The organism is Streptomyces sp. NPDC052114 (genome assembly GCF_040680155.1).
In the GTDB taxonomy this organism is placed as follows: Bacteria; Actinomycetota; Actinomycetes; order Streptomycetales; family Streptomycetaceae; genus Streptomyces.
Genome location: NZ_JBFAWC010000004.1, coordinates 56136 through 74800, shown reverse-complemented (window position 1 = coordinate 74800; position 18665 = coordinate 56136). Strand labels below are relative to the sequence as shown.

The window sequence follows — 18665 nt, the reverse complement described above, 5'->3', positions numbered from 1 at the left end:
GGACAGCCACTCCGATTCGATCCGCCACGACGCCACCGGGGACGCCGGGACGGCACCCGAGGACGGGCTCGTCCACGCCCTGCTGGACGAGGCCGCGGCGGAGGTGCCCGACGCCTCCGCGATCCGGGACGCCAACGGCGCGTGGAGCTACCGGCGGCTGGCCGCCTTCAGCCACGCCTTCGCCGACTGGCTGCGCGCCCACGGCGTGGGCCGGGGCGACCGCGTACTGGTGCAGCTCCCGAGCAGCCGTGAACTGGTCGCCATGTTCTACGGCACGTCCCGCGCCGGCGCGGTCTTCGTCTCGCTCAACCCGGTCATGAAGCCGTTCCACCTCAGGTCGGTCGCGGAGAACGCCGAACCCGCGCTGATCATCGGGGACGAGCGGACGGCGGGACCGCTGCGCGACCTGAAGGCCGCCCCGGTGCACGAACTCGCCGACGTCCTGGCCGACGTCACCCGGCGGTGCGCGGACCTGGAGAGCGCGCAGGGACAGGAGCCGGCCCCGTCGCGGTCGGTGGCCGAGCCCGCGCACCCCGACGACGTGGCCGCCCTGATCTACACGTCCGGTTCCACGGCCGCCCCCAAGGCAGTCGTCAGCCCGCACCGCCAGGTGGTCTTCGCCACCCGGGCCCTGACCCGGGCCCTCGGCTACCGGCGCGACGACGTCGTCTTCTGCCGCTTCCCGCTGTCCTGGGACTACGGCCTCTACAAGGTCCTGATGACGTGCGTGGCCCGCTGTGAGGTCGTGCTGGCCGACGGGGAGTCCGACTTCGTCCTCCTCAAGCGGATGCGCGAGACCGGCGCGACGGTCGTGCCGATCGTCCCCTCCCTGGCCACGATCATCACCCAACTCGCCCGCCGCGACCGCGACGAGCCGCCCCCGGTGCGGATGTTCACCAACACCGGCGCCGCACTGCCCCAGAGCACCATCGACGCGCTGCGCAAGCACTTCCCCGGCGCGCGCGTGGTGCGCCAGTACGGACAGACCGAGGCCAAGCGCATCACCGTGATGCCCCCGGAGCAGGACACGGAGCGCCCCACCGCGGTGGGCCTGCCGCTGCCCGGCACCCGCGTGCTGATCCTCGACCCCGACGGCGCGCCCGTCCCCACCGGGCAGACCGGTGAGATCGTCGCCGAGGGCCCGCACGTGATGAGCGGCTACTGGCGCAACCCCGAGGTCAGCGAGCGCACCTTCCGCACCGACCCGGCCACCGGCGCCCGGCGCCTGCATACGGGCGACTACGGAAGCCTGGACGAGGACGGCTACCTGTACTTCGAGGGCCGCCGCGACGACATGTTCAAGCGCAAGGGCCTGCGGATGTCCACGCTGGAGATCGAGAGCGCCGCCATGGACATCCCCGGCGTCCGGGCCGCCGCCGCGCTCGCGCCCACCGACCGGCACGACCTCGCGCTCTTCGTCGAGGCCGACCTCGACGTCCCCACCATCACCGACGAACTGATCGCGCGCCTGGAGCCGGCGAAGATCCCGGCCGTCGTCCGGGTGCTGTCCGAGTTCCCCTTCACCCTGCACGGCAAGAACGCGCGCCAGGAGCTGGCCGCCCTGCTGGACGGAGAGAACCAGTGAGCGCCCGCACCTCCCTGGAGGAGCTGGCCCGGCACTACGGGACCCCGTGCTACGTCTACGACCTGGACCGGGTCGAGGCGGCACGGCGGGACCTCGCCGCCCAGCTGCCCGAGGGCACCGAGATCTTCTACGCCTTCAAGGCCAACCCCCATGTGGACCTCGTACGCGCCCTGCGCGCCGGACCCGGTCCTGCCTGCAAGGCCGAGATCAGCTCCACCGGCGAGCTGGCGGCGGCACTCGAGGCCGGGTACCCCGCGTCGGACATTCTCTACACCGGCCCCGGCAAGACGCCCGGTGAACTGAACGAGGCGATGGCCGCCGGGGTGCGGATGTACTCCGCCGAGTCCCTCACGGACCTGGAGCACATCGGCGAGGCCGCCACCGCGCACGCGACGGTCGCCGACTGCCTGCTGCGCATCAACAGCGCGACGGCGAGCGCCAGCACCGGGATCCGGATGACCGGCAAGCCCACCCAGTTCGGCATCGACAGCGAGACGCTGGCGTCGACCGCGGACAAGCTGCGCGCGGTCCCTGGCACCTCCGTCGTCGGCCTGCACCTGTTCTCCCAGAGCAACGCCAAGGACGAAGAGGCGCTGATCGGGGAGTTCCGGCACACGCTGGAGGTGGCCGTCCAGGCACAGCACGACCTCGGCGTCCCGCTGCGGCTGCTGGACATCGGCGGTGGCTTCGCCGTGCCGTACGGGCAGCGCGGGGAGCGGGCCGCCTACCCCCGGCTGCGCGCCGCGCTCGAAGCCGCGCTCGACGAGCACTTCCCCCAATGGCGCGACGGCGCGCCCCGGGTGGCCGTGGAGTCCGGCCGCTATCTCGTCGGCGACAGCGGCACCCTGCTCGCCACGGTCAGCAACGTCAAGGTCAGCCGGGGGCGGAAGTTCGTCATCCTCGACGCGGGCATCAACACCTTCGGCGGGATGTCGGGCCTCGGCCGGATCCTTCCCGTCTCCGTGACGGTCGAGGGCCGGAGCACGGACGGGGAGGCGGAGACGGAGAAGGCCAGCCTGGCCGGGCCGCTCTGCACCCCGGGCGACCTGCTGGCCCGAGAGGTCGAGGTGCCCGCCCTGGCCCCCGGGGACGTGGTGGCCGTGCCCAACACCGGTGCCTATGGCCCGACCGCCAGCCTGCTCATGTTCCTGGGCCGGCCCGCCCCCACGGAGGTCGTCGTCCGCGGCGACGAGGTCATATCCGTCTCCCGCATCGAACACGTGCGTACCTATGGGCCGGTGGGGCGCGATGGGTGAGGCGCTCGTACCCCGGGGCGGGGCGCCGGACCGGCGCGACTTCACCGTCGTGGTCACCTCGATGGCCTCCGACGCCCACACCTGGAACCTGGTCTTCCTGCAACTGCTCATCGAGGAGCTCGGGTACCACGTGGTGAACCTCGGCCCGTGCGTCCCCGACGAGCTGCTGCTCGCGGAGGTCCAGGCCATCGACCCGGCGGTGGTGGTCATCAGCAGTGTCAACGGCCACGGCCACCAGGACGGGATGCGGGTGATCCGGCAACTGCGCGACCTGCGGGGGCTGTCCGCCACGCCCGTCGTGATCGGCGGGAAGCTGGGCGTCACCGACGACATGGCGGGCGCCCGCGCCCGCGAGCTGATGGCCGCCGGCTTCGACGCGGTCTTCGAGGACAGCGGCGACCCGGTGGCCGCCCTGCGGAACTTCATCGGCGCGCTGCCCGGAGCGGCGCCCGCCGTCGCGGGGCAGCCGTCGGCCGGTCCGGCACAGCCGGTGCGGGCCGCGGAGCAGACGCCGGCGATCTCAGGACGGGCACGAGGGGTATGACCGCTGATTTCGGTGCGTTCGTACGGGCGAGGGGCGGCAACGGCCGGCTGGTGGTCCAGCCGCGCATGGGGTTCAGTGGCCCGCAGGCGATGCGGGAGGGACTGCTGGCGACCAAGAGGGCCGATGCCGTCACCACCGGCACCATCACCTTGGACGCCCATACGCGCGTCGGTCACCTGGAGGCGGTGCGGACCGCGCTGCGCGAGGGCATCGACCTCAACGGCTACCCGATCGTCAGCCATGATCCGGAGACCACCGCCTGGGTGCTCGCCGACTCCTGGGGCCCCGACTTCCCGGTCCAGATCCGGCACGGCTCGGCCGCGCCGCTGGACATCTTCCGGGCCCTGGCCACGCTGCGGCTCGGCGCCAGTGAAGGGGGACCGGTCTCCTACTGCCTGCCCTACGGACGCACTCCGCTCGCCGAGTCCGTCACCAACTGGCGGGACAGCGTCCGGCTCTTCGCGCAACTGCGGGACAGCGAGGTCGAACCGCACCTGGAGACCTTCGGCGGCTGCATGCTCGGGCAGCTCTGCCCGCCGAGCCAACTGGTCGCCATCAGCGTGCTGGAGGCCCTGTTCTTCCTTCAGCACGGCGTGCGCAGCGTCTCGGTCAGCTACGCGCAGCAGACCCACGCCGAACAGGACAGGGAAGCGGTCGCCGCGCTGCGCCGGCTCTGCGCCGAGCTGCTGCCCACCGACGACTGGCACGTCGTGGTGTACGCCTACATGGGGCTGTATCCGCAGACGGCCGAGGGCGCGTACCGGCTGCTCGGCCTGGCGGCGGAGCTGGCGGTGACCAGCGGCGCCGAACGGCTCATCGTCAAGACGGAGGCCGAGTCGCGCCGCATCCCGACGATCGAGGAGAACGTGCGCGCCCTGGAGCACGCGGGCCGGGCCGCGCGGCACGCCTCGCCCCGCACCCCGGACGTCCCCGCCGACAACCAGACGTACCAGGAGGCGGCGGCCCTGGTCGAGGCGGTCCTGAACCTCGACGGAGACATCGGCAAGGCGCTGCTGCGGGCCTTCCGGTCCGGCTACCTCGACATCCCCTACTGCCTGCACCCCGACAACCGCGGCGAGACCCGCAGCTACATCGACCCCACCGGCCGCCTGCGGTGGGACCGGACCGGATCCCTGCCCATCGGACACCTGGTACGGGGCGAGGGCCCACGCCGGGTGACTTCCACCGGCCTGCTGGCCGACCTCTCCTACGTGAGACGCCGCTTCGACACCGCCCCGCTGGGCCACGAGGCGCCCACGGAGATCTCGCCCTCACGCTGATCCGCCGCGTCAGCCGCGGGCTGGTCTCATCCGGATGAGCCTTGCACGGGGGGAGACAGACGTGGGGGACTTCCGACGGTGGGCTGAAAAGCTGGGACGGGACGGTCAAGGTCAGCGGGATTTCCCCTCTCTCTGGATGTCGCCCTCGGCTCCCGGACTTGACTGACGCTTAGCGGGAACGGACAGCGCGGTACGGCGTGGGTTCGCGCTACCGGGTGGCTGGAATCGGGGTGCGGGACAGGTCTTTCAAAACGCTGGAGGAAGCCAAGACCTGGCTCAGCGCCGCCATCACGGACCAGACGTGTGGAGAGCCCGCCGATCCCATGGCTGGTTCGATCACGCTTGCGGACTATGTGGCGTCTCTCTGGCAGCCGGGTGTGCGTGGTGCCGCCAGCGCTCCGCAGGGAGTGGAGCGGAGCGTGCGGCTGCATACTCTGCCGCGCCTGGGCACCCTTCCGCCTCACCGAGGCGCATCGCCGCTGCGGCAACTCCTCGGCACGGCCGCCACGTTGCCGATTCCGACCGCGTTCTTGATCTGTTCGCATTGCGTATGTCGACCATCGTTCAACGGATCATTTCCGGCCAACATCCAGTCAAAATGCTGACATGTACCTGGTTGAAATGACACGCTCCCCCGCAACACGCTGCACGTACAGCAACACGCTGCACGCCCGCATCGCGTCTTTCTCTGCTTCGGGCGGCCCTCCATGCCTCCCGGGCCCCCACAGATGGAGCACGCGTGACCTCTCACATATCCCGTAAGCGTTCGACGCTCGCGATCGCCACCGCCGTCGCGGCCGGAGCGCTGCTCACCGCCGGCCTGACTACCGGCGCCTCCGCCCAGCCGGACAACGGCACCGAGCCGTCCGGTTCGCCCGTCGCCCTCTCGGCGTCGGCCCGCGCGGACCTTCTCCAGGACGCGAACGCCGACAGATCGGCGACTGCCGAGAAGATCGGCCTGGGCGCCAAGGAGAAGCTCGTCGTCCGTGACGTCGTCAAGGACGCCGACGGCACCACCCACACCCGCTACGAGCGCACCTACGACGGCCTGCCCGTCCTCGGCGGCGACCTCGTCGTGCACACTGCCAAGAGCGGCAAGGTGAAGAGCGTCACCAAGGCGACCGAGGCCACCGTGAAGGTCGCCTCCACGGACGCGAAGCTCGCCGAGTCCTCCGTCGCCAAGTCCGCCGAGTCGACCGCCGCGAAGGCGAAGACCGCCAAGGCCGACGCGCAGTCGCCGCGCAAGGTGATCTGGGCCGCCTCCGGCAAGCCCGTCCTCGCGTACGAGACCGTCGTCACCGGTGTGCAGGAGGACGGTACGCCCAGCAGGCTCCATGTCATCACGGACGCCGCGACGGGCAAGAAGCTGTACGAGTACCAGGCCATCGAGAACGGCACCGGCAACAGCCAGTACAGCGGCAAGGTGACGGTCGGCTCCAAGAAGGGCACGAGCGGCTACGAGCTGACCGACAAGGCCCGAGGCGGCCACCGCACCTTCGACCTGAAGCACGCGGAGAGCGGTGGCGGCAAGCTCTTCAAGGACGCCAACGACGTCTGGGGCAACGGCAAGCCCTCGAACGCGCAGACCGCCGCTGTCGACGCCGCCTACGGTGCCCAGCTCACCTGGGACTACTACAAGGACGTGCACGGCCGCAAGGGCATCAACGGCGACGGCAAGGGCGCGACCTCCCGGGTCCACTACGGCAACGGCTACGTCAACGCCTTCTGGGACGACAGCTGCTTCTGCATGACGTACGGCGACGGCGAGGGCGACAAGAAGCCCCTCACCGAGATCGACGTCGCGGCCCACGAGATGACGCACGGTGTCACCTCGGCGACCGGCAACATGGAGTACAGCGGCGAGTCCGGTGGCCTGAACGAGGCCACCTCCGACATCTTCGCGGCGGCCGTCGAGTTCAAGGCCAAGAACCCCAAGGACGTCGGCGACTACCTCATCGGCGAGAAGATCGACATCAACGGCGACGGCACCCCGCTGCGTTACATGGACAAGCCGAGCAAGGACGGCGACTCCCTGGACAAGTGGAGCGCCAACGCCGGGAACGTCGACGTCCACTACTCCTCGGGCATCGCCAACCACTTCTTCTACCTGCTGTCCGAGGGCAGCGGCAAGAAGCGGATCAATGGCGTCCAGTACAACTCGCCGACCGCCGACGGCTCCAAGGTGCTGGGCATCGGACGCGGCAAGGCCGAGAAGATCTGGTTCAAGGCCCTGACGACGTACTTCACGTCGACCACCGACTACAAGGCGGCCCGTAAGGGCACGCTCAGCGCCGCGAAGGACCTGTACGGCGCGAATTCCACCGAGTACAAGCGCGTGGCCGCTGCCTGGACCGGCGTCAACGTCAAGTAGCCCCCGGTCAGTGACGTAACGGGCGGCGTCCGAAACGGACGCCGCCCGTTACTCCTCGGACTCACATGATCACGAACCGGACATCGGGCAACTTTGCCGAAGCCCTGCAACCGTGGCCGGTGGCTCCCGTCCATGAGCCCGGTGAACGCCCAGCGCTCCCTGGGTGTGAAGAGGTTCTGAACCGTGCTACCTCTGTGTCATCGTTTATGCCCTACGGAACGCCGAGCAGTTCCCTGACGCGTTCCCTCACGCGGAAGGTCAAGATCTGCGGCTCACCTGCTAAAGCCAGTCCCGCCGCTTGAAGATGAAATACAGACTCACGCACACCACAGCCATCAGCAGAATCGCGAACGGATAACCACCCGCCCACTTCAGCTCCGGCATCGTCTCGAAGTTCATCCCATAGATCGTGCCGACCAGCGTCGGTGCGAACAGAATCGCCGCCCAAGAAGAGATCTTCTTGATCTCCTCGTTCTGTTCGAACCCCGCTTCCGCCAACGCCCGCATCTCCGCGTTCTGTTGCTGCGTGACCAGCGTCGCGTTGACCGTGAGGATGTCCGCCAGGGCCTGGCGGAATCCGTCGACTCGTTCGCTGGTGTGGGTGACGTGGTCGGCCACGTCGCGGAGGTAGCGCTGGAGTTCCTCGTCCGTGCCGTATTTCGCGAAGCCTGCCATCAGGGCGTGCAGCATGCCGACCAGGGGGCGGGTGGCGCGTTGGAACTCGACCATTTCGCGGGAGAGTTCGTAGATGCGGCGGGAGACCGCGGGGTCGCCGCCGAAGACCTCGGTCTCGATCTCGTCGATGTCGTTCTGGACGCCGGCGACGACCGGGGCGTAGCCGTCGACCACCGCGTCCAGGATCGCGTACAGCACCGCCTCGGGGCCCAGTTTGAGGAGGTCGGGGGTCTCCTCCATGCGGCGGCGTACCCCGGACAGGTCGGGGGCCGCGCCGTGGCGGACCGTGATGAGGAAGTCGGGGCCCACGAAGACGTGCAGCTCGCCGAAGTCGACCTCCTCGGGTGCGTCGAGGTAGCGCGCGGCGCGCAGGACGACGAAGAGCGTCTTGCCGTAGCGCTCCAGCTTCGGGCGCTGATGGGCCTCCATCGCGTCCTCGACGGCGAGTTCGTGCAGGTCGAACTCGGAGGCCAGGGACAGGAGTTCCTGCTCCGTCGGGCGGGCGAGCCCGATCCACGCCATGCCGTCCGGCTGCTTGCCCAGCTCGCGGTAGGTGTCCGCCAGGGACGCCGGCGTCGCCACCCGCACGCCGTCCCGGTACAGGGCGGCCTCCACGACGCTGTCCGCCTCCTCGCGGTCCGGCGCGGGGGCGCGCGCCTCGTCCTCGGGCGGCGGGGTCACCGGGGGCGGCGTCGCGCGCCGCCACGTGTGCTTCCGCCCGTTCGGTGCGGGACGGGCTCGGCGCTCCGCCATGCTGGCCGCCTTCCATGTCGAAACGTCGTCTCGATCGAATGTTGTCGAACGTTTGTCTAGATGGGCACGGAGCAGGATATACGTCCTAAATGGCCCGAGTGCGGCCGTGGCGCGGCCGAGTTGCGGACCGTACGTGTCCGCGACTCCCGTTACCGTGCCGGACATGACCAAGACGACCAGGGTTCCGGCCGCGGCGGGCGCCGCCCCCGTGCTGGGGACACGTGCCCTCAACCGTGCCACCCTCGACCGGCAGCTCCTCCTGCGCCGTGACCGCGACCTGTCCGTCACGGGCGCCGTCGACCACCTCGTCGGTCTCCAGGCGCAGAACGTCAAGCCGCCCTACTACGCCCTCGCCGCCCGCCTGGAGCACTTCGACCCCGCCGAACTCTCCGCGCTCCTGGACTCCCGCCACCTGGTCCGCATGGTCACCCTGCGCTCCACCATCCATCTGCACACCGCCGCCGACGCCCGCACCCTGCGCACCCTCGCACAGGGCGCGCTGGAGAGTGAACTGGCCCTGTTCCGAAAGGGACTGGCCGGCGTGGACCTCGCGGAGCTCGCCGACCTCGCCCGCGAGGCCGTCGAGGCCGGGCCGCGCACGATGAAGCAGCTGCGCGAGCTCCTCGGCGCCCGGTGGCCGGACGCCGACCCGCAGTCCCTCGGCATCGCGGCCCGGTGCGCGCTGCCGCTCGTCCAGGTAACCCCGCGCGGGCTGTGGCGGCGCAGCGGGCAGGTCGCCCTCACGACGGTCGACACCTGGCTCGGGCCCGATGCCGGACGGCCGCCCGCGCCGGACGCCGGGTCCCTGCCCGCCCTCGACGCCACCGCCCTGCGCTACCTCGCCGCCTTCGGGCCCGCCTCCGTCAAGGACATGCAGACCTGGGCCCGGCGCACCCGGCTGCGCGAGGTCTTCGAGCGGCTCCGGCCCCGGCTGCGTACGTTCCGCGACGAGAACGGCGTCGAGCTCTTCGACCTGCCCGACGCGCCGCGCCCCGACCCGGACACCCCGGCCCCGCCCCGCTTCCTGCCCGAGTACGACAACCTCCTCCTCTCGCACGCCGACCGCGCCCGCGTCGTGCCCGCCGCGTACAAGGGGCGCACGTGGAAGGGGAACATGCCGTACTGCGTCTTCCTCCTCGACGGGTTCCTCGCCGGGGTGTGGAGACTGGTGGAGGACCCGAAGGGCGGGGCGGCCGTGCTCACCATCGAGCCGTTCGGGAAGCCGGGCCGCGCCCAGCGGGACGAGCTGATCTCGGAGGCCGAGCGGATGCTGACGCGGATCGCCGAGACGTCCTCCTCGTACGACATCCGTTTCGGGACCGTCGTCGACGCCTGAGGCGGGCTGCCCCGCCTCACCGGGCTGCCCCCGCCTCACCGGGCGGGGCCGGGCGAGCCGCCCCGCATAGGCTGCCGACCATGGAACTGCGGCAGCTCAGCTACTTCGTGACCGTCGCCGACGAACTGCACTTCGGGCGCGCGGCCGAGCGGCTGCACATCGTCCAGTCCGCCGTCAGCCAGCAGATACGCCGCCTGGAAAGGGAGTTGGGCGCCGACCTCTTCGACCGATCGCCCCGCCATGTGCGGCTCACCGGGGCGGGGGAGCGGCTGCTGCCCGAGGCGCGGGCGGTGCTCGCCGCCGCCGAGCGGGCGCGCGCCGCGGTCGCCCGGCCCGCCGGACTGCGCCTGGCCACGAGCACGGGGCTCGGCGAGCACCTGGACCGGGTCCTCGCGGGCTTCGCCGCGCGGGCGCCCGGTGTGCCGGTGGAGCTGGTGTCGGGCACCGCGCGCGAGCGGCTGGAGGCCGTCGTCGACGGGCGGGTCGACGCCGCGTTCGTCCGCGCGCCGGAGCCCTTCCCCGGCGTACGGATCGTGCCCCTGTGGGACGACCCGCTGGTCGCCGCGCTCCCGGCCGCGCACCCGCTGGCCGCACGGCCCGACGTGGCGCTCGGCGAGCTGGCCGGGCTGCCGCTGACGCTCACCGCGCGGCGCGCCAACCCCGCGCTCGTGGACCTGGTCGTCGGGGCCTGCCGCGACGCGGGGTTCACGCCGGTGCCGGGTCCCGTCGGCGGTTCGCTGCACGACACGCTCGCCACGATCGGGGCGGGGGCCGTGCCGCAGTGGACGGTCGTGTACGCCTCGCACGCGCGGCTGCTGCACAGCCCTCGGGTGGCCTTCCTGCCCTTCCGCGCGCCGGGGCTCGCGCTCGCCACGGGGCTGGCCGTGCGGGACGGCGAACCGGCGGGGGACCTCGCCGACTTCCTCGCCGTCTGCGCCGCCGCCAGGGCTCTCACCAGCGACGATCACGAAAGATGATCGCTGTGGTCGCGGGCTGCTTCTTGGTCGCGGGGCGCGGCTCGGCTGGACTGGGGGCGCACCGAGAGACCGGCGACAGGCCGGGATTCCGGTCCTGATCAAGGGAGTTCGGCCATGCCCGTCGTCACCGTCCAGCAGGGGCCCCGCGACATCGAGCTCAAGCGGGAGCTCGTCAGGCAGATCACCGACGCGTTCGTGGACGCGTACGGGATCCCGGCCGAGACCGTGCACGTCTGGATCCACGAGACACCGGCCGACAGCTGGGGTGTCGCGGGCAGGCTCACCGCCGACAAGTAGCCCTCCGGGCAGGGCCGCCCCGCGGGCGGGGCCGAAGCCGAGGGGCTAAGGCAGCAGTCCCGCCCGCCGCGCCGCCACCACCGCCTCCAGGCGCGTGTGCGCGCCCAGCTTCCGCATCGCCGAGCGCAGATAGCCCTTCACGGTCTCCGGGCGCAGCCCGAGGCGCTCGGCCGCCGCCGCGTTCGTCACGCCCGCGGCGACGCAGGACAGCACGTCGACCTCGCGGGGGGCGAGGGAGACGGGGCGGTCCCGATCGCGCTCGGGGACCGTCACCGCCGACGCCAGCCGGCCGCACACCGCGAGGAGTTCGGCCCGCAGCGCCGGGTCGACGACCCGCGGGGCCAGGGCGCGCAGCGCGCCGTGCGCCTCGCGGACCTGCTCCCACGCCCCGGGGCCCGCCACCGGCTCCCGGGCCGCCGCGAGCAGCGCGCGCACCTCGTCGCGTACGACGAGGGACTGCTCCACGTCCCGCGCCGCGGCCACCGCCGCCGCCAGCGTCCGGTCGCCGAGCGGCTGGGCCGCGCGCAGCGCGCCGTACAGCACCCCGCGCACCCGGCGGCGCACCACGACCGGCACCGCGAGCACCGAGCGCAGGCCCTCGGCCGCCACCGCCGCGTCGTACTCGTGGCTGATGTGCCGCGAGACGTGGTAGTCGGTGACCGCGCACGGCCGGGACAGGGCGACCGCCTTGCCGCCGAGGCCGTTGCCCGAGGAGATCGCGAGGCCGCTCAGGGCGCACGTCCCCGTGCCGCTCAGCTCGCCGATCCGCACCTGGCGCGACCCTTCGAGGAGTCCGCCGAAGGCCACCGGGAGGCCCGTGCCGCGGCGCAGCCGCAGCAGAGCGGCCCGCATCTCCACCGTCTCGCCGCCGTCAGCCGACACGCGCTCGTCCCTTCACCTCGCGATACCCCCGTCCGGGGGTAGTGAGACCCGCATCACGAATTACACGATGTTACGTAGCGTCCGGCAATGTGCGCGGCGGTACGCGCGACCCGGAGTTCGGTGGTCGTGAGTTCGATGGCCGCGGGCGTGGCGGGCGACGGCAAGAGCGGGAATCGAGTAGGGGTGCACATGACGACGACCGGGACGAGTGCCACGGAGCAGTTCCGTACCGCACGGGACTTCCTCCTGCGGCACCGAGAGGACTACGCCGCCGCGTACGAGGGCTTCGCCTGGCCCCGGCCGGAGCGGTTCAACTGGGCGCTCGACTGGTTCGACGTCATCGCCGACGGCAACGAGAGGACCGCGCTGCACATCGTCGAGGAGGACGGCACGGAGGGCCGCTTCTCCTTCGCGCGGCTGTCCGCGCGCTCGAACCGGGCCGCCAACTGGCTGCGCGCGCAGGGCGTCCGGGCCGGCGACCGCATCGTCGTGATGCTCGGTAACCAGGTGGAGCTGTGGGAGCTGGCGCTCGCCGCGATGAAGCTGCGCGCCGTCGTCATCCCGGCGACGCCGCTGCTCGGCCCCGTCGACCTGCGCGACCGCATCGAGCGGGGCCGCGCCCGGCACGTGGTCGTGCGCCCCGAGGACGCCGCGAAGTTCGACGACGTGCCCGGCGCCTACACCCGGATCGTCGTCGGCGGCGGCGACCTCGCGGGCTGGCTCTCCTACGACGGCGTCGACGAGGCCTCCGAGGTCTTCGAGCCCGAGGGGATCACCCTCGCCGACGACCCGCTGATGCTCTACTTCACCTCCGGCACCACCGCGCGCCCCAAGCTCGTCGAGCACACCCATGTGTCGTACCCGGTCGGCCACTTGGCGACGATGTACTGGATCGGGCTCAAGCCCGGCGACGTCCATCTGAACATCTCCTCGCCCGGCTGGGCCAAGCACGCCTGGTCGAACCTCTTCGCCCCGTGGAACGCCGAGGCCACCGTCTTCATCCACAACTACACCCGCTTCGACGCGGGACGGCTGATGGCGGAGATGGACCGCGCCGGGGTGACGTCGTTCTGTGCGCCGCCCACCGTGTGGCGCATGCTCATCCAGGCCGACCTGACCCAGCTGCGCACCCCGCCGCGCGAGGTCGTCGCCGCGGGCGAGCCGCTGAACCCCGAGGTCATCGAGCAGGTGCGGCGCGACTGGGGCGTCACCATCCGCGACGGCTTCGGCCAGACGGAGACCGCCGTGCAGGTCGCCAACTCGCCCGGCCAGCAGCTGAAGCCGGGCTCCATGGGCCGGCCCACGCCCGGTTTCGTCGTCGAGCTGCTCGACCCGGTGACCGGCGCGCCGGGCGCGCCGGAGGGCGAGATCTCCCTCGACCTGGGCGTGAACCCCGTCGGCCTGATGGTCGGCTACCACGGCGACCTGGAGCGCACCGCCGAGGCCATGGCGGGCGGCTACTACCGCACCGGCGACATCGGCTCGCGCGACGCCGACGGCTACATCACGTACGTGGGCCGCGCCGACGACGTCTTCAAGGCCTCCGACTACAAGATCTCCCCGTTCGAGCTGGAGAGCGCCCTCCTGGAGCACGAGGCGGTCGCGGAGGCGGCGGTCGTGCCCGCGCCGGACACGCTGCGGCTCGCCGTGCCGAAGGCGTACGTGGTGCTCGCCGAAGGCTATGAACCGGGCCCGGACACGGCGAAGTTGCTCTTCGAGCACTCGCGCGCGGTGCTCGCCCCCTACAAGCGGCTGCGCCGCATCGAGTTCGGCGCGCTCCCCAAGACGGTGTCGGGCAAGATCCGCCGCATCGAGCTGCGCGAGGCGACCGCCAAGGGCTCCGACGCCGAGTACCGCGAGGAGGACTACCGATGAGCGCCTCACCCGAGACGGTTCCGGCGGGCGCGCCACGAGAAGGGCATGCGGCGGGCGCCTCACGCGAAGGGCTGGTGGCGAGCGGACTGTCGTACGCGCACGGGACGAGCACCACCCCGCTGCTCGGCGACACCATCGGCCGGAACCTCGACCGGGCCGTCGCCGCCTGGCCCGACCGCGACGCCTTGGTCGACGTGCCCACCGGCGCTCGCTGGACGTACGCCGAATTCGACCGGGCCGTACGGCAGTTGGCGCGGGGATTCCTGGGGTCGGGCGTCGCCAAGGGCGACCGCGTGGGGATCTGGGCGGTGAACTGCGCCGAGTGGGTGCTCGTGCAGTACGCCACCGCCCGCATCGGCGCCGTCATGGTGAACATCAACCCGGCCTACCGCGCCCACGAGCTGGAGTTCGTCCTCAAGCAGGCCGGTGTCTCCGTGCTCGTCGCCACCCCGGCCCACAAGAGCAGCGACTACCGCGCGCTCGTCGACGAGGTCCGGCCGCGCTGCCCCGAGCTGCGCGCCGTCCACTACATCGGCGACGGTTCGTGGGACGTGCTCCTGGACGCCGCCAGGGCCGTGGACGACGACGAACTGGGCGCGCGTGAGGCCGAGTTGAGCTGCGACGACCCGGTGAACATCCAGTACACCTCGGGCACCACCGGCTTCCCCAAGGGAGCCACGCTCTCCCACCACAACATCCTCAACAACGGCTACTGGGTGGGCCGCACGGTCGGCTACACCGAGCAGGACCGGGTCTGTCTGCCCGTGCCCTTCTACCACTGCTTCGGCATGGTGATGGGCAACCTCGGTGCCACCTCGCACGGCGCGTGCATCGTCATCCCCGCGCCGTCCTTCGACCCCGTCGCCACGCTGCACGCCGTCGAGCGGGAGCGGTGCACCTCGCTGTACGGCGTGCCGACGATGTTCATCGCGGAGCTGAACCTCGCCGACTTCGCGACGTACGACCTCAGTTCCCTGCGCACCGGCATCATGGCGGGCTCGCCCTGTCCGGTGGAGGTGATGAAGCGGGTCGTCGCCGAGATGCACATGGAGGAGGTCTCCATCTGCTACGGCATGACCGAGACCTCGCCCGTCTCCACGCAGACGCGCCGCGAGGACGACCTGGAGCGCCGCACGGGCACCGTCGGCCGGGTCCTGCCGCACATCGAGGTGAAGATCGTCGACCCGGTGACCGGGGTGACGCTGCCGCGCGGCGCCTCCGGCGAGCTGCGCACCCGCGGCTACAGTGTGATGCTCGGCTACTGGAGCGAGCCCGAGCGCACCGCCGAGGTCATCGACGACGGCCGCTGGATGCACACGGGCGACCTCGCGGTCATGCGGGAGGACGGCTACGTCCAGATCGTCGGCCGCATCAAGGACATGATCATCCGGGGTGGCGAGAACATCTACCCCCGCGAGATCGAGGAGTTCCTCTACGGCCACCCGGGGATCGCGGACGTCCAGGTGGTGGGCGTGCCCGACGAGCGGTACGGAGAGGTGCCGCTCGCCTGCGTGATCCTGCGGGACCCCGGCGACGTACTGACGCTGGAGGACCTCCAGGCCTACTGCAAGGGGCAGTTGGCCCACTACAAGATCCCGGCCGCCCTGCGGATCCTCGAGTCCTTCCCGATGACGGTCTCCGGGAAGGTCCGCAAGATCGAGCTCAGGGAGCGGTTCGGGGCGTGACGTCCCCCGTCAGGGGGCGGCGCATGCACAGGCGGGGCCACCGGTCGAGGCCGAGCTCCGCCTCGTGCGCGCGGATCCTCCGCAGGGCCGGGGTCAGCTCGTCCTCCGCCAGCGGACGGAAGCCGATCCGGGCGTAGTACGGCGCGTTCCACGGGACGTCGGCGAACGTCGTCAGGGTCAGCGCGGTCCGCCCCTCGCCGCGCGCGAGCGTCGCCACGTGCTCGATCAGGGCGCGTCCGACGCCGCGGCGGGCGGCGCGCGGATGGACGGTGACCTGCTCGATGTGCTCGGCGTCCGCGTCCTCGACGGGTTCGCTGACGAGGTAGGCGATCGGCGCGTCGTCCGCGTCGACGGCGACCCACGCCCGGCCCGCCCGCCGGAACCGCTCCAACTCCTCGACCGCCGGCGGCTCGTCGTCCGCGATGGCGGCCATGCCGAGGGCACGGAAGGGTTCGCCCGCGGCGCGCTCGATGTCCTGGAGCACGGGGAGTTCACCGGCGGTGGCGGGGCGGACGCGGGGCGGGGCCGGGCACGTGGGGATCGTGGGCATGGGGCGAGTATGCACGGGCCAAAACCTGTTGTGCGGGGGCGGGTGAGTGGGTGATCGTGGGGCGGCCCGTCCGCGGCTCGACGGGGCGGGCGGCGTGTCCGTCCGCCGGCGGCAGGGGCGGCCCGTCCGCCGAACCCATGAGGTGAGAGTGCACCCGACCGAGCCCGCGACCCCGGAAGCCGACAGAGCGGCCGGACCGCCCGCCGCGGAGGCACCTCCTGTCCCGTCGGCCCCGTCGGCCCCGTCGGCCCCGTCAGCCCCGACCGGTCCGTCGGCCCCGTCAGCCCCGACCGGTCTCGGCCGCGGCATGGTCCTGCTGCTCGCCGTCGTCTGTGGCGTGGCCGTCGGCAACGTCTACTTCCCGCAGGCCCTCATCCCGCTGGTCGCCGACGGGCTGCGGGTCCCGGCCGACACCGCCGCGTTCGTGGTGACGGCGACCCAGTTCGGTTACGCGGCCGGCATCTTCCTGCTCGTCCCGCTCGGCGACCGCGTCCCGCACCGGACGCTCATCGCCACCCTCCTCGCGCTCGCCGGACTCGGCCTGCTCGGCGCGGGCGCCGCGCCGGGCCTGGAGTCCCTCGTCGCCGCGAGCTTCCTCATCGGCGTCACCACCGTGATCGCCCCGATCGTGGCGCCCATGGCGGTGGGCCTCGTCCCCGCGGACCGGCGCGGCGCCGTCACCGGCACGCTGCTGAGCGGCTCGATCGGCGGCATGCTGCTCTCCCGTGCCTTCGGCGGCAGCGTGGGGGAGTGGCTTGGCTGGCGCGCCCCCTACCTGCTGACGGCGGCCGTCGCCCTGGTCATGGCGTGTGTCCTGCTCCGCGCGCTGCCGCGGACGACCGCGCCGACCCGGCAGCGCTACCCCGCGCTCGTCGCCGAGTCCCTGCGGCTGCTGCGCACCGAGCCGGAGCTGCGCCGCTCCGGCTTCTACCAGGCGATGATCTTCGGCGGGTTCTCCGCGCTGTGGACCGGCGTCGCGCTCCTGCTGACCGGCCCCGAGTACGGCCTGGGCGCCTCGGCGGTCGGCGCGCTCGCCCTGGTCAACGCGGGGACCATGCTCTGTACGCCGCTGGCGGGACGCCAGGTGGACCGGCGGGGGCCCGACGCGGTCAACCTCGTCTGCCTGGTCGCGGTCCTCGTGGCGGCGGCGGTCCTCTTCCTCGGGGGCCTCGGCGGGACGCCGGGCATCGTCGCCCTCGCGGTGGGGTCGCTGCTCCTGGACGTGGCGATGCAGGCGGGCTCGGTCGCCAGCCAGGTACGGATCTTCGCGCTGAGCGACGAGGCGCGGGCGCGGCTCAACACGGCGTACATGACGTGCGCCTACGTCGGCGGCGGTGTCGGGTCGTGGCTCGGGGTGCGGGCGTACGGGGCCTTCGGCTGGCCGGGGGTGTGCGGCCTCGTCGCGCTCCTGGCGGCGCTGGCCCTGGCCCGGCACCTGCTGCACCTGCGCGGACGCGCCCCGCGGTAGGGCGGGCGGTCCTTCGCGTGGGCCCCGGTCTCACGCCCCCGTGGCGACCAGCTCGTCCGCCGCGCTGTTGATCGGCTGGGGCGTGCCCGTGAGGTCCATGGTGAACAGCGGCATGGCCAGTGAGTCCGCGCAGGCGCGGGCCTCTGGCGTATAGCCGGAGAGGCTGAAGTAGGCGCAGGTGACGGGGGTGTCGCCGGCGTCGTTCATGGCGGTCAGCCACAGGCACTCGACGTCGCGGAGCGTGGTGGGCCGCAGCGCGGGCTCGACCTGGGCGAGCAGCCCGCGCGCGGCGATGCGGGTGCCCGAGGTGGGGCGTCCGGCGGCGCTGCGGGTGTTGAGGTAGCCGAGCCACCGCAGATAGAGCGCGGCCACGGTCACGGCGTCCCGCGCGTCGCGGATGGTCACCGGCCGGAACGCGGGACGGGGCCGCGGGGCCGTGCGGGGCAGCGGGATGTGGGAGGGGACGGTGGGCCCGTGGGGCTCGCCGTCGCCGGGATCCCCGTCGTCCGGTCCGTGGGCGCCCCGCTCCGTCGCGCCCGTCGTCCCCGCAGCCCCCGTCGGCTCCGTCGCGGAAAGGTCCCCGGCGACCGGCCCCTCGGTACGAGAGACAGGCCCCTCGGCACGGGAGACAGGCCCCTCGGCACGGGCGACCGGCCCCTCCGCGTGGGATTCCCCCGCGACCGACCCTCTCGCCACGACCGGGATCCGCAGGGTCGTCCCGCAGTCGCAGCCCAGCTCCGGCTGGGGCCACTGGCCCTGCCGGCCGCAGGCCCAGCAGCGCACCGTGATCCAGTCGTCCGCCCAGGTCGGGTCGGTCACCGGCACCGGCGCCGCGCCCCGCACCACCGTCGGGGCCACGGGGGCGCCGCACGCACAGGGGAAGCAGGGCGGCGCGTACAGATGCTCGCGTCGGCAGTCCGGACACCGTATCGACACGCCGCTGTCCGCCATGGTCGTCACCGCCCGCCGTACGCCGTCCCGTCGCGCGCCTCGCTCACCGGGGTGCCGTCGACCCCTCGCGCCGTCCTCTCCCATCCTCCACCCAAGGCGTGCCCGGCGGCGGCAAGTTGCGACAACGGCCAGGAGGCGGCCCCACCTCGGCCGGATCCCGGATGTCTCTTGACGGTCTCC

General features: G+C 72.3%; 15 protein-coding genes. 11 read left to right on the top strand and 4 right to left on the bottom strand.

Annotation, left to right across the window (positions count from 1 at the left end):
- Positions 1-79: 79 nt before the first annotated feature.
- From AB0L89_RS10330 to AB0L89_RS10310, 5 genes are all read left to right on the top strand, one after another.
- Entirely contained in the window at positions 80-1585 is a 1506-nt protein-coding gene (locus AB0L89_RS10330; RefSeq protein WP_365138543.1) for an AMP-binding protein, read from the top strand.
- On the top strand, positions 1582-2841 hold the full coding sequence (locus AB0L89_RS10325; RefSeq protein ID WP_365137425.1) for a type III PLP-dependent enzyme: 1260 nt from the start codon (positions 1582-1584) through the stop codon (positions 2839-2841). The genes AB0L89_RS10330 and AB0L89_RS10325 overlap by 4 nt, the downstream gene beginning before the upstream one ends.
- Positions 2834-3385: a cobalamin-dependent protein gene (locus AB0L89_RS10320; RefSeq protein ID WP_365137422.1), complete on the top strand. Its 552-nt coding sequence runs from the start codon at positions 2834-2836 to the stop codon at positions 3383-3385. The genes AB0L89_RS10325 and AB0L89_RS10320 overlap by 8 nt, the downstream gene beginning before the upstream one ends.
- Complete coding sequence (locus AB0L89_RS10315; RefSeq protein ID WP_365137419.1) at positions 3382-4665, top strand: methylaspartate mutase; 1284 nt, start codon at positions 3382-3384, stop codon at positions 4663-4665. The genes AB0L89_RS10320 and AB0L89_RS10315 overlap by 4 nt, the downstream gene beginning before the upstream one ends.
- 739 nt (positions 4666-5404) lie before the next feature.
- Positions 5405-7036, top strand: a complete 1632-nt coding sequence (locus AB0L89_RS10310) for a M4 family metallopeptidase (protein WP_365137417.1) — start codon at positions 5405-5407, stop codon at positions 7034-7036.
- Positions 7037-7315: 279 nt separating this feature from the next.
- On the opposite strand, the gene AB0L89_RS10305 is transcribed toward AB0L89_RS10310, so the two are convergent.
- Complete coding sequence (locus AB0L89_RS10305; protein ID WP_365137414.1) at positions 7316-8464, bottom strand: magnesium and cobalt transport protein CorA; 1149 nt, start codon at positions 8462-8464, stop codon at positions 7316-7318.
- Positions 8465-8627: 163 nt separating this feature from the next.
- Between AB0L89_RS10305 and AB0L89_RS10300 the strand changes: the two genes are divergently transcribed.
- From AB0L89_RS10300 to dmpI, 3 genes are all read left to right on the top strand, one after another.
- Positions 8628-9800, top strand: a complete 1173-nt coding sequence (locus tag AB0L89_RS10300; RefSeq protein WP_365137411.1) for a winged helix DNA-binding domain-containing protein — start codon at positions 8628-8630, stop codon at positions 9798-9800.
- Positions 9801-9880: 80 nt separating this feature from the next.
- Positions 9881-10777: a LysR family transcriptional regulator gene (locus AB0L89_RS10295; protein WP_365137408.1), complete on the top strand. Its 897-nt coding sequence runs from the start codon at positions 9881-9883 to the stop codon at positions 10775-10777.
- A gap of 114 nt (positions 10778-10891) precedes the next feature.
- A complete protein-coding gene (gene dmpI / locus AB0L89_RS10290; protein ID WP_365137405.1) occupies positions 10892-11074 on the top strand; it encodes a 4-oxalocrotonate tautomerase DmpI in 183 nt (60 codons plus the stop codon).
- Positions 11075-11119: 45 nt separating this feature from the next.
- Here dmpI and AB0L89_RS10285 read toward each other — a convergent pair whose 3' ends face one another.
- The gene (locus tag AB0L89_RS10285) at positions 11120-11926 is read right to left on the bottom strand and encodes a helix-turn-helix transcriptional regulator (protein WP_365138540.1); all 807 of its coding nucleotides are present in this window, start codon (positions 11924-11926) and stop codon (positions 11120-11122) included.
- A gap of 219 nt (positions 11927-12145) precedes the next feature.
- Here AB0L89_RS10285 and AB0L89_RS10280 point away from each other — a divergent pair, with 219 nt between their 5' ends.
- A complete protein-coding gene (locus tag AB0L89_RS10280; protein WP_365138537.1) occupies positions 12146-13831 on the top strand; it encodes an AMP-binding protein in 1686 nt (561 codons plus the stop codon).
- Positions 13828-15516: an AMP-binding protein gene (locus tag AB0L89_RS10275; RefSeq protein WP_365137402.1), complete on the top strand. Its 1689-nt coding sequence runs from the start codon at positions 13828-13830 to the stop codon at positions 15514-15516. Before AB0L89_RS10280 ends, AB0L89_RS10275 begins: the two co-directional genes overlap by 4 nt.
- Here the strand turns inward: AB0L89_RS10275 and AB0L89_RS10270 are convergent.
- Positions 15494-16066: a GNAT family N-acetyltransferase gene (locus AB0L89_RS10270; protein ID WP_365137399.1), complete on the bottom strand. Its 573-nt coding sequence runs from the start codon at positions 16064-16066 to the stop codon at positions 15494-15496. The genes AB0L89_RS10275 and AB0L89_RS10270 overlap by 23 nt on opposite strands.
- A 307-nt stretch (positions 16067-16373) precedes the next feature.
- Between AB0L89_RS10270 and AB0L89_RS10265 the strand changes: the two genes are divergently transcribed.
- Positions 16374-17534 (top strand): MFS transporter, encoded by a 1161-nt coding sequence (locus AB0L89_RS10265; RefSeq protein WP_365137396.1) that lies wholly within the window; start codon positions 16374-16376, stop codon positions 17532-17534.
- A gap of 30 nt (positions 17535-17564) precedes the next feature.
- Here AB0L89_RS10265 and AB0L89_RS10260 read toward each other — a convergent pair whose 3' ends face one another.
- Positions 17565-18392, bottom strand: coding sequence for a hypothetical protein (locus AB0L89_RS10260; protein WP_365137393.1), 828 nt, complete (start codon positions 18390-18392; stop codon positions 17565-17567).
- Between the last annotated feature and the right edge of the window lie 273 nt (positions 18393-18665).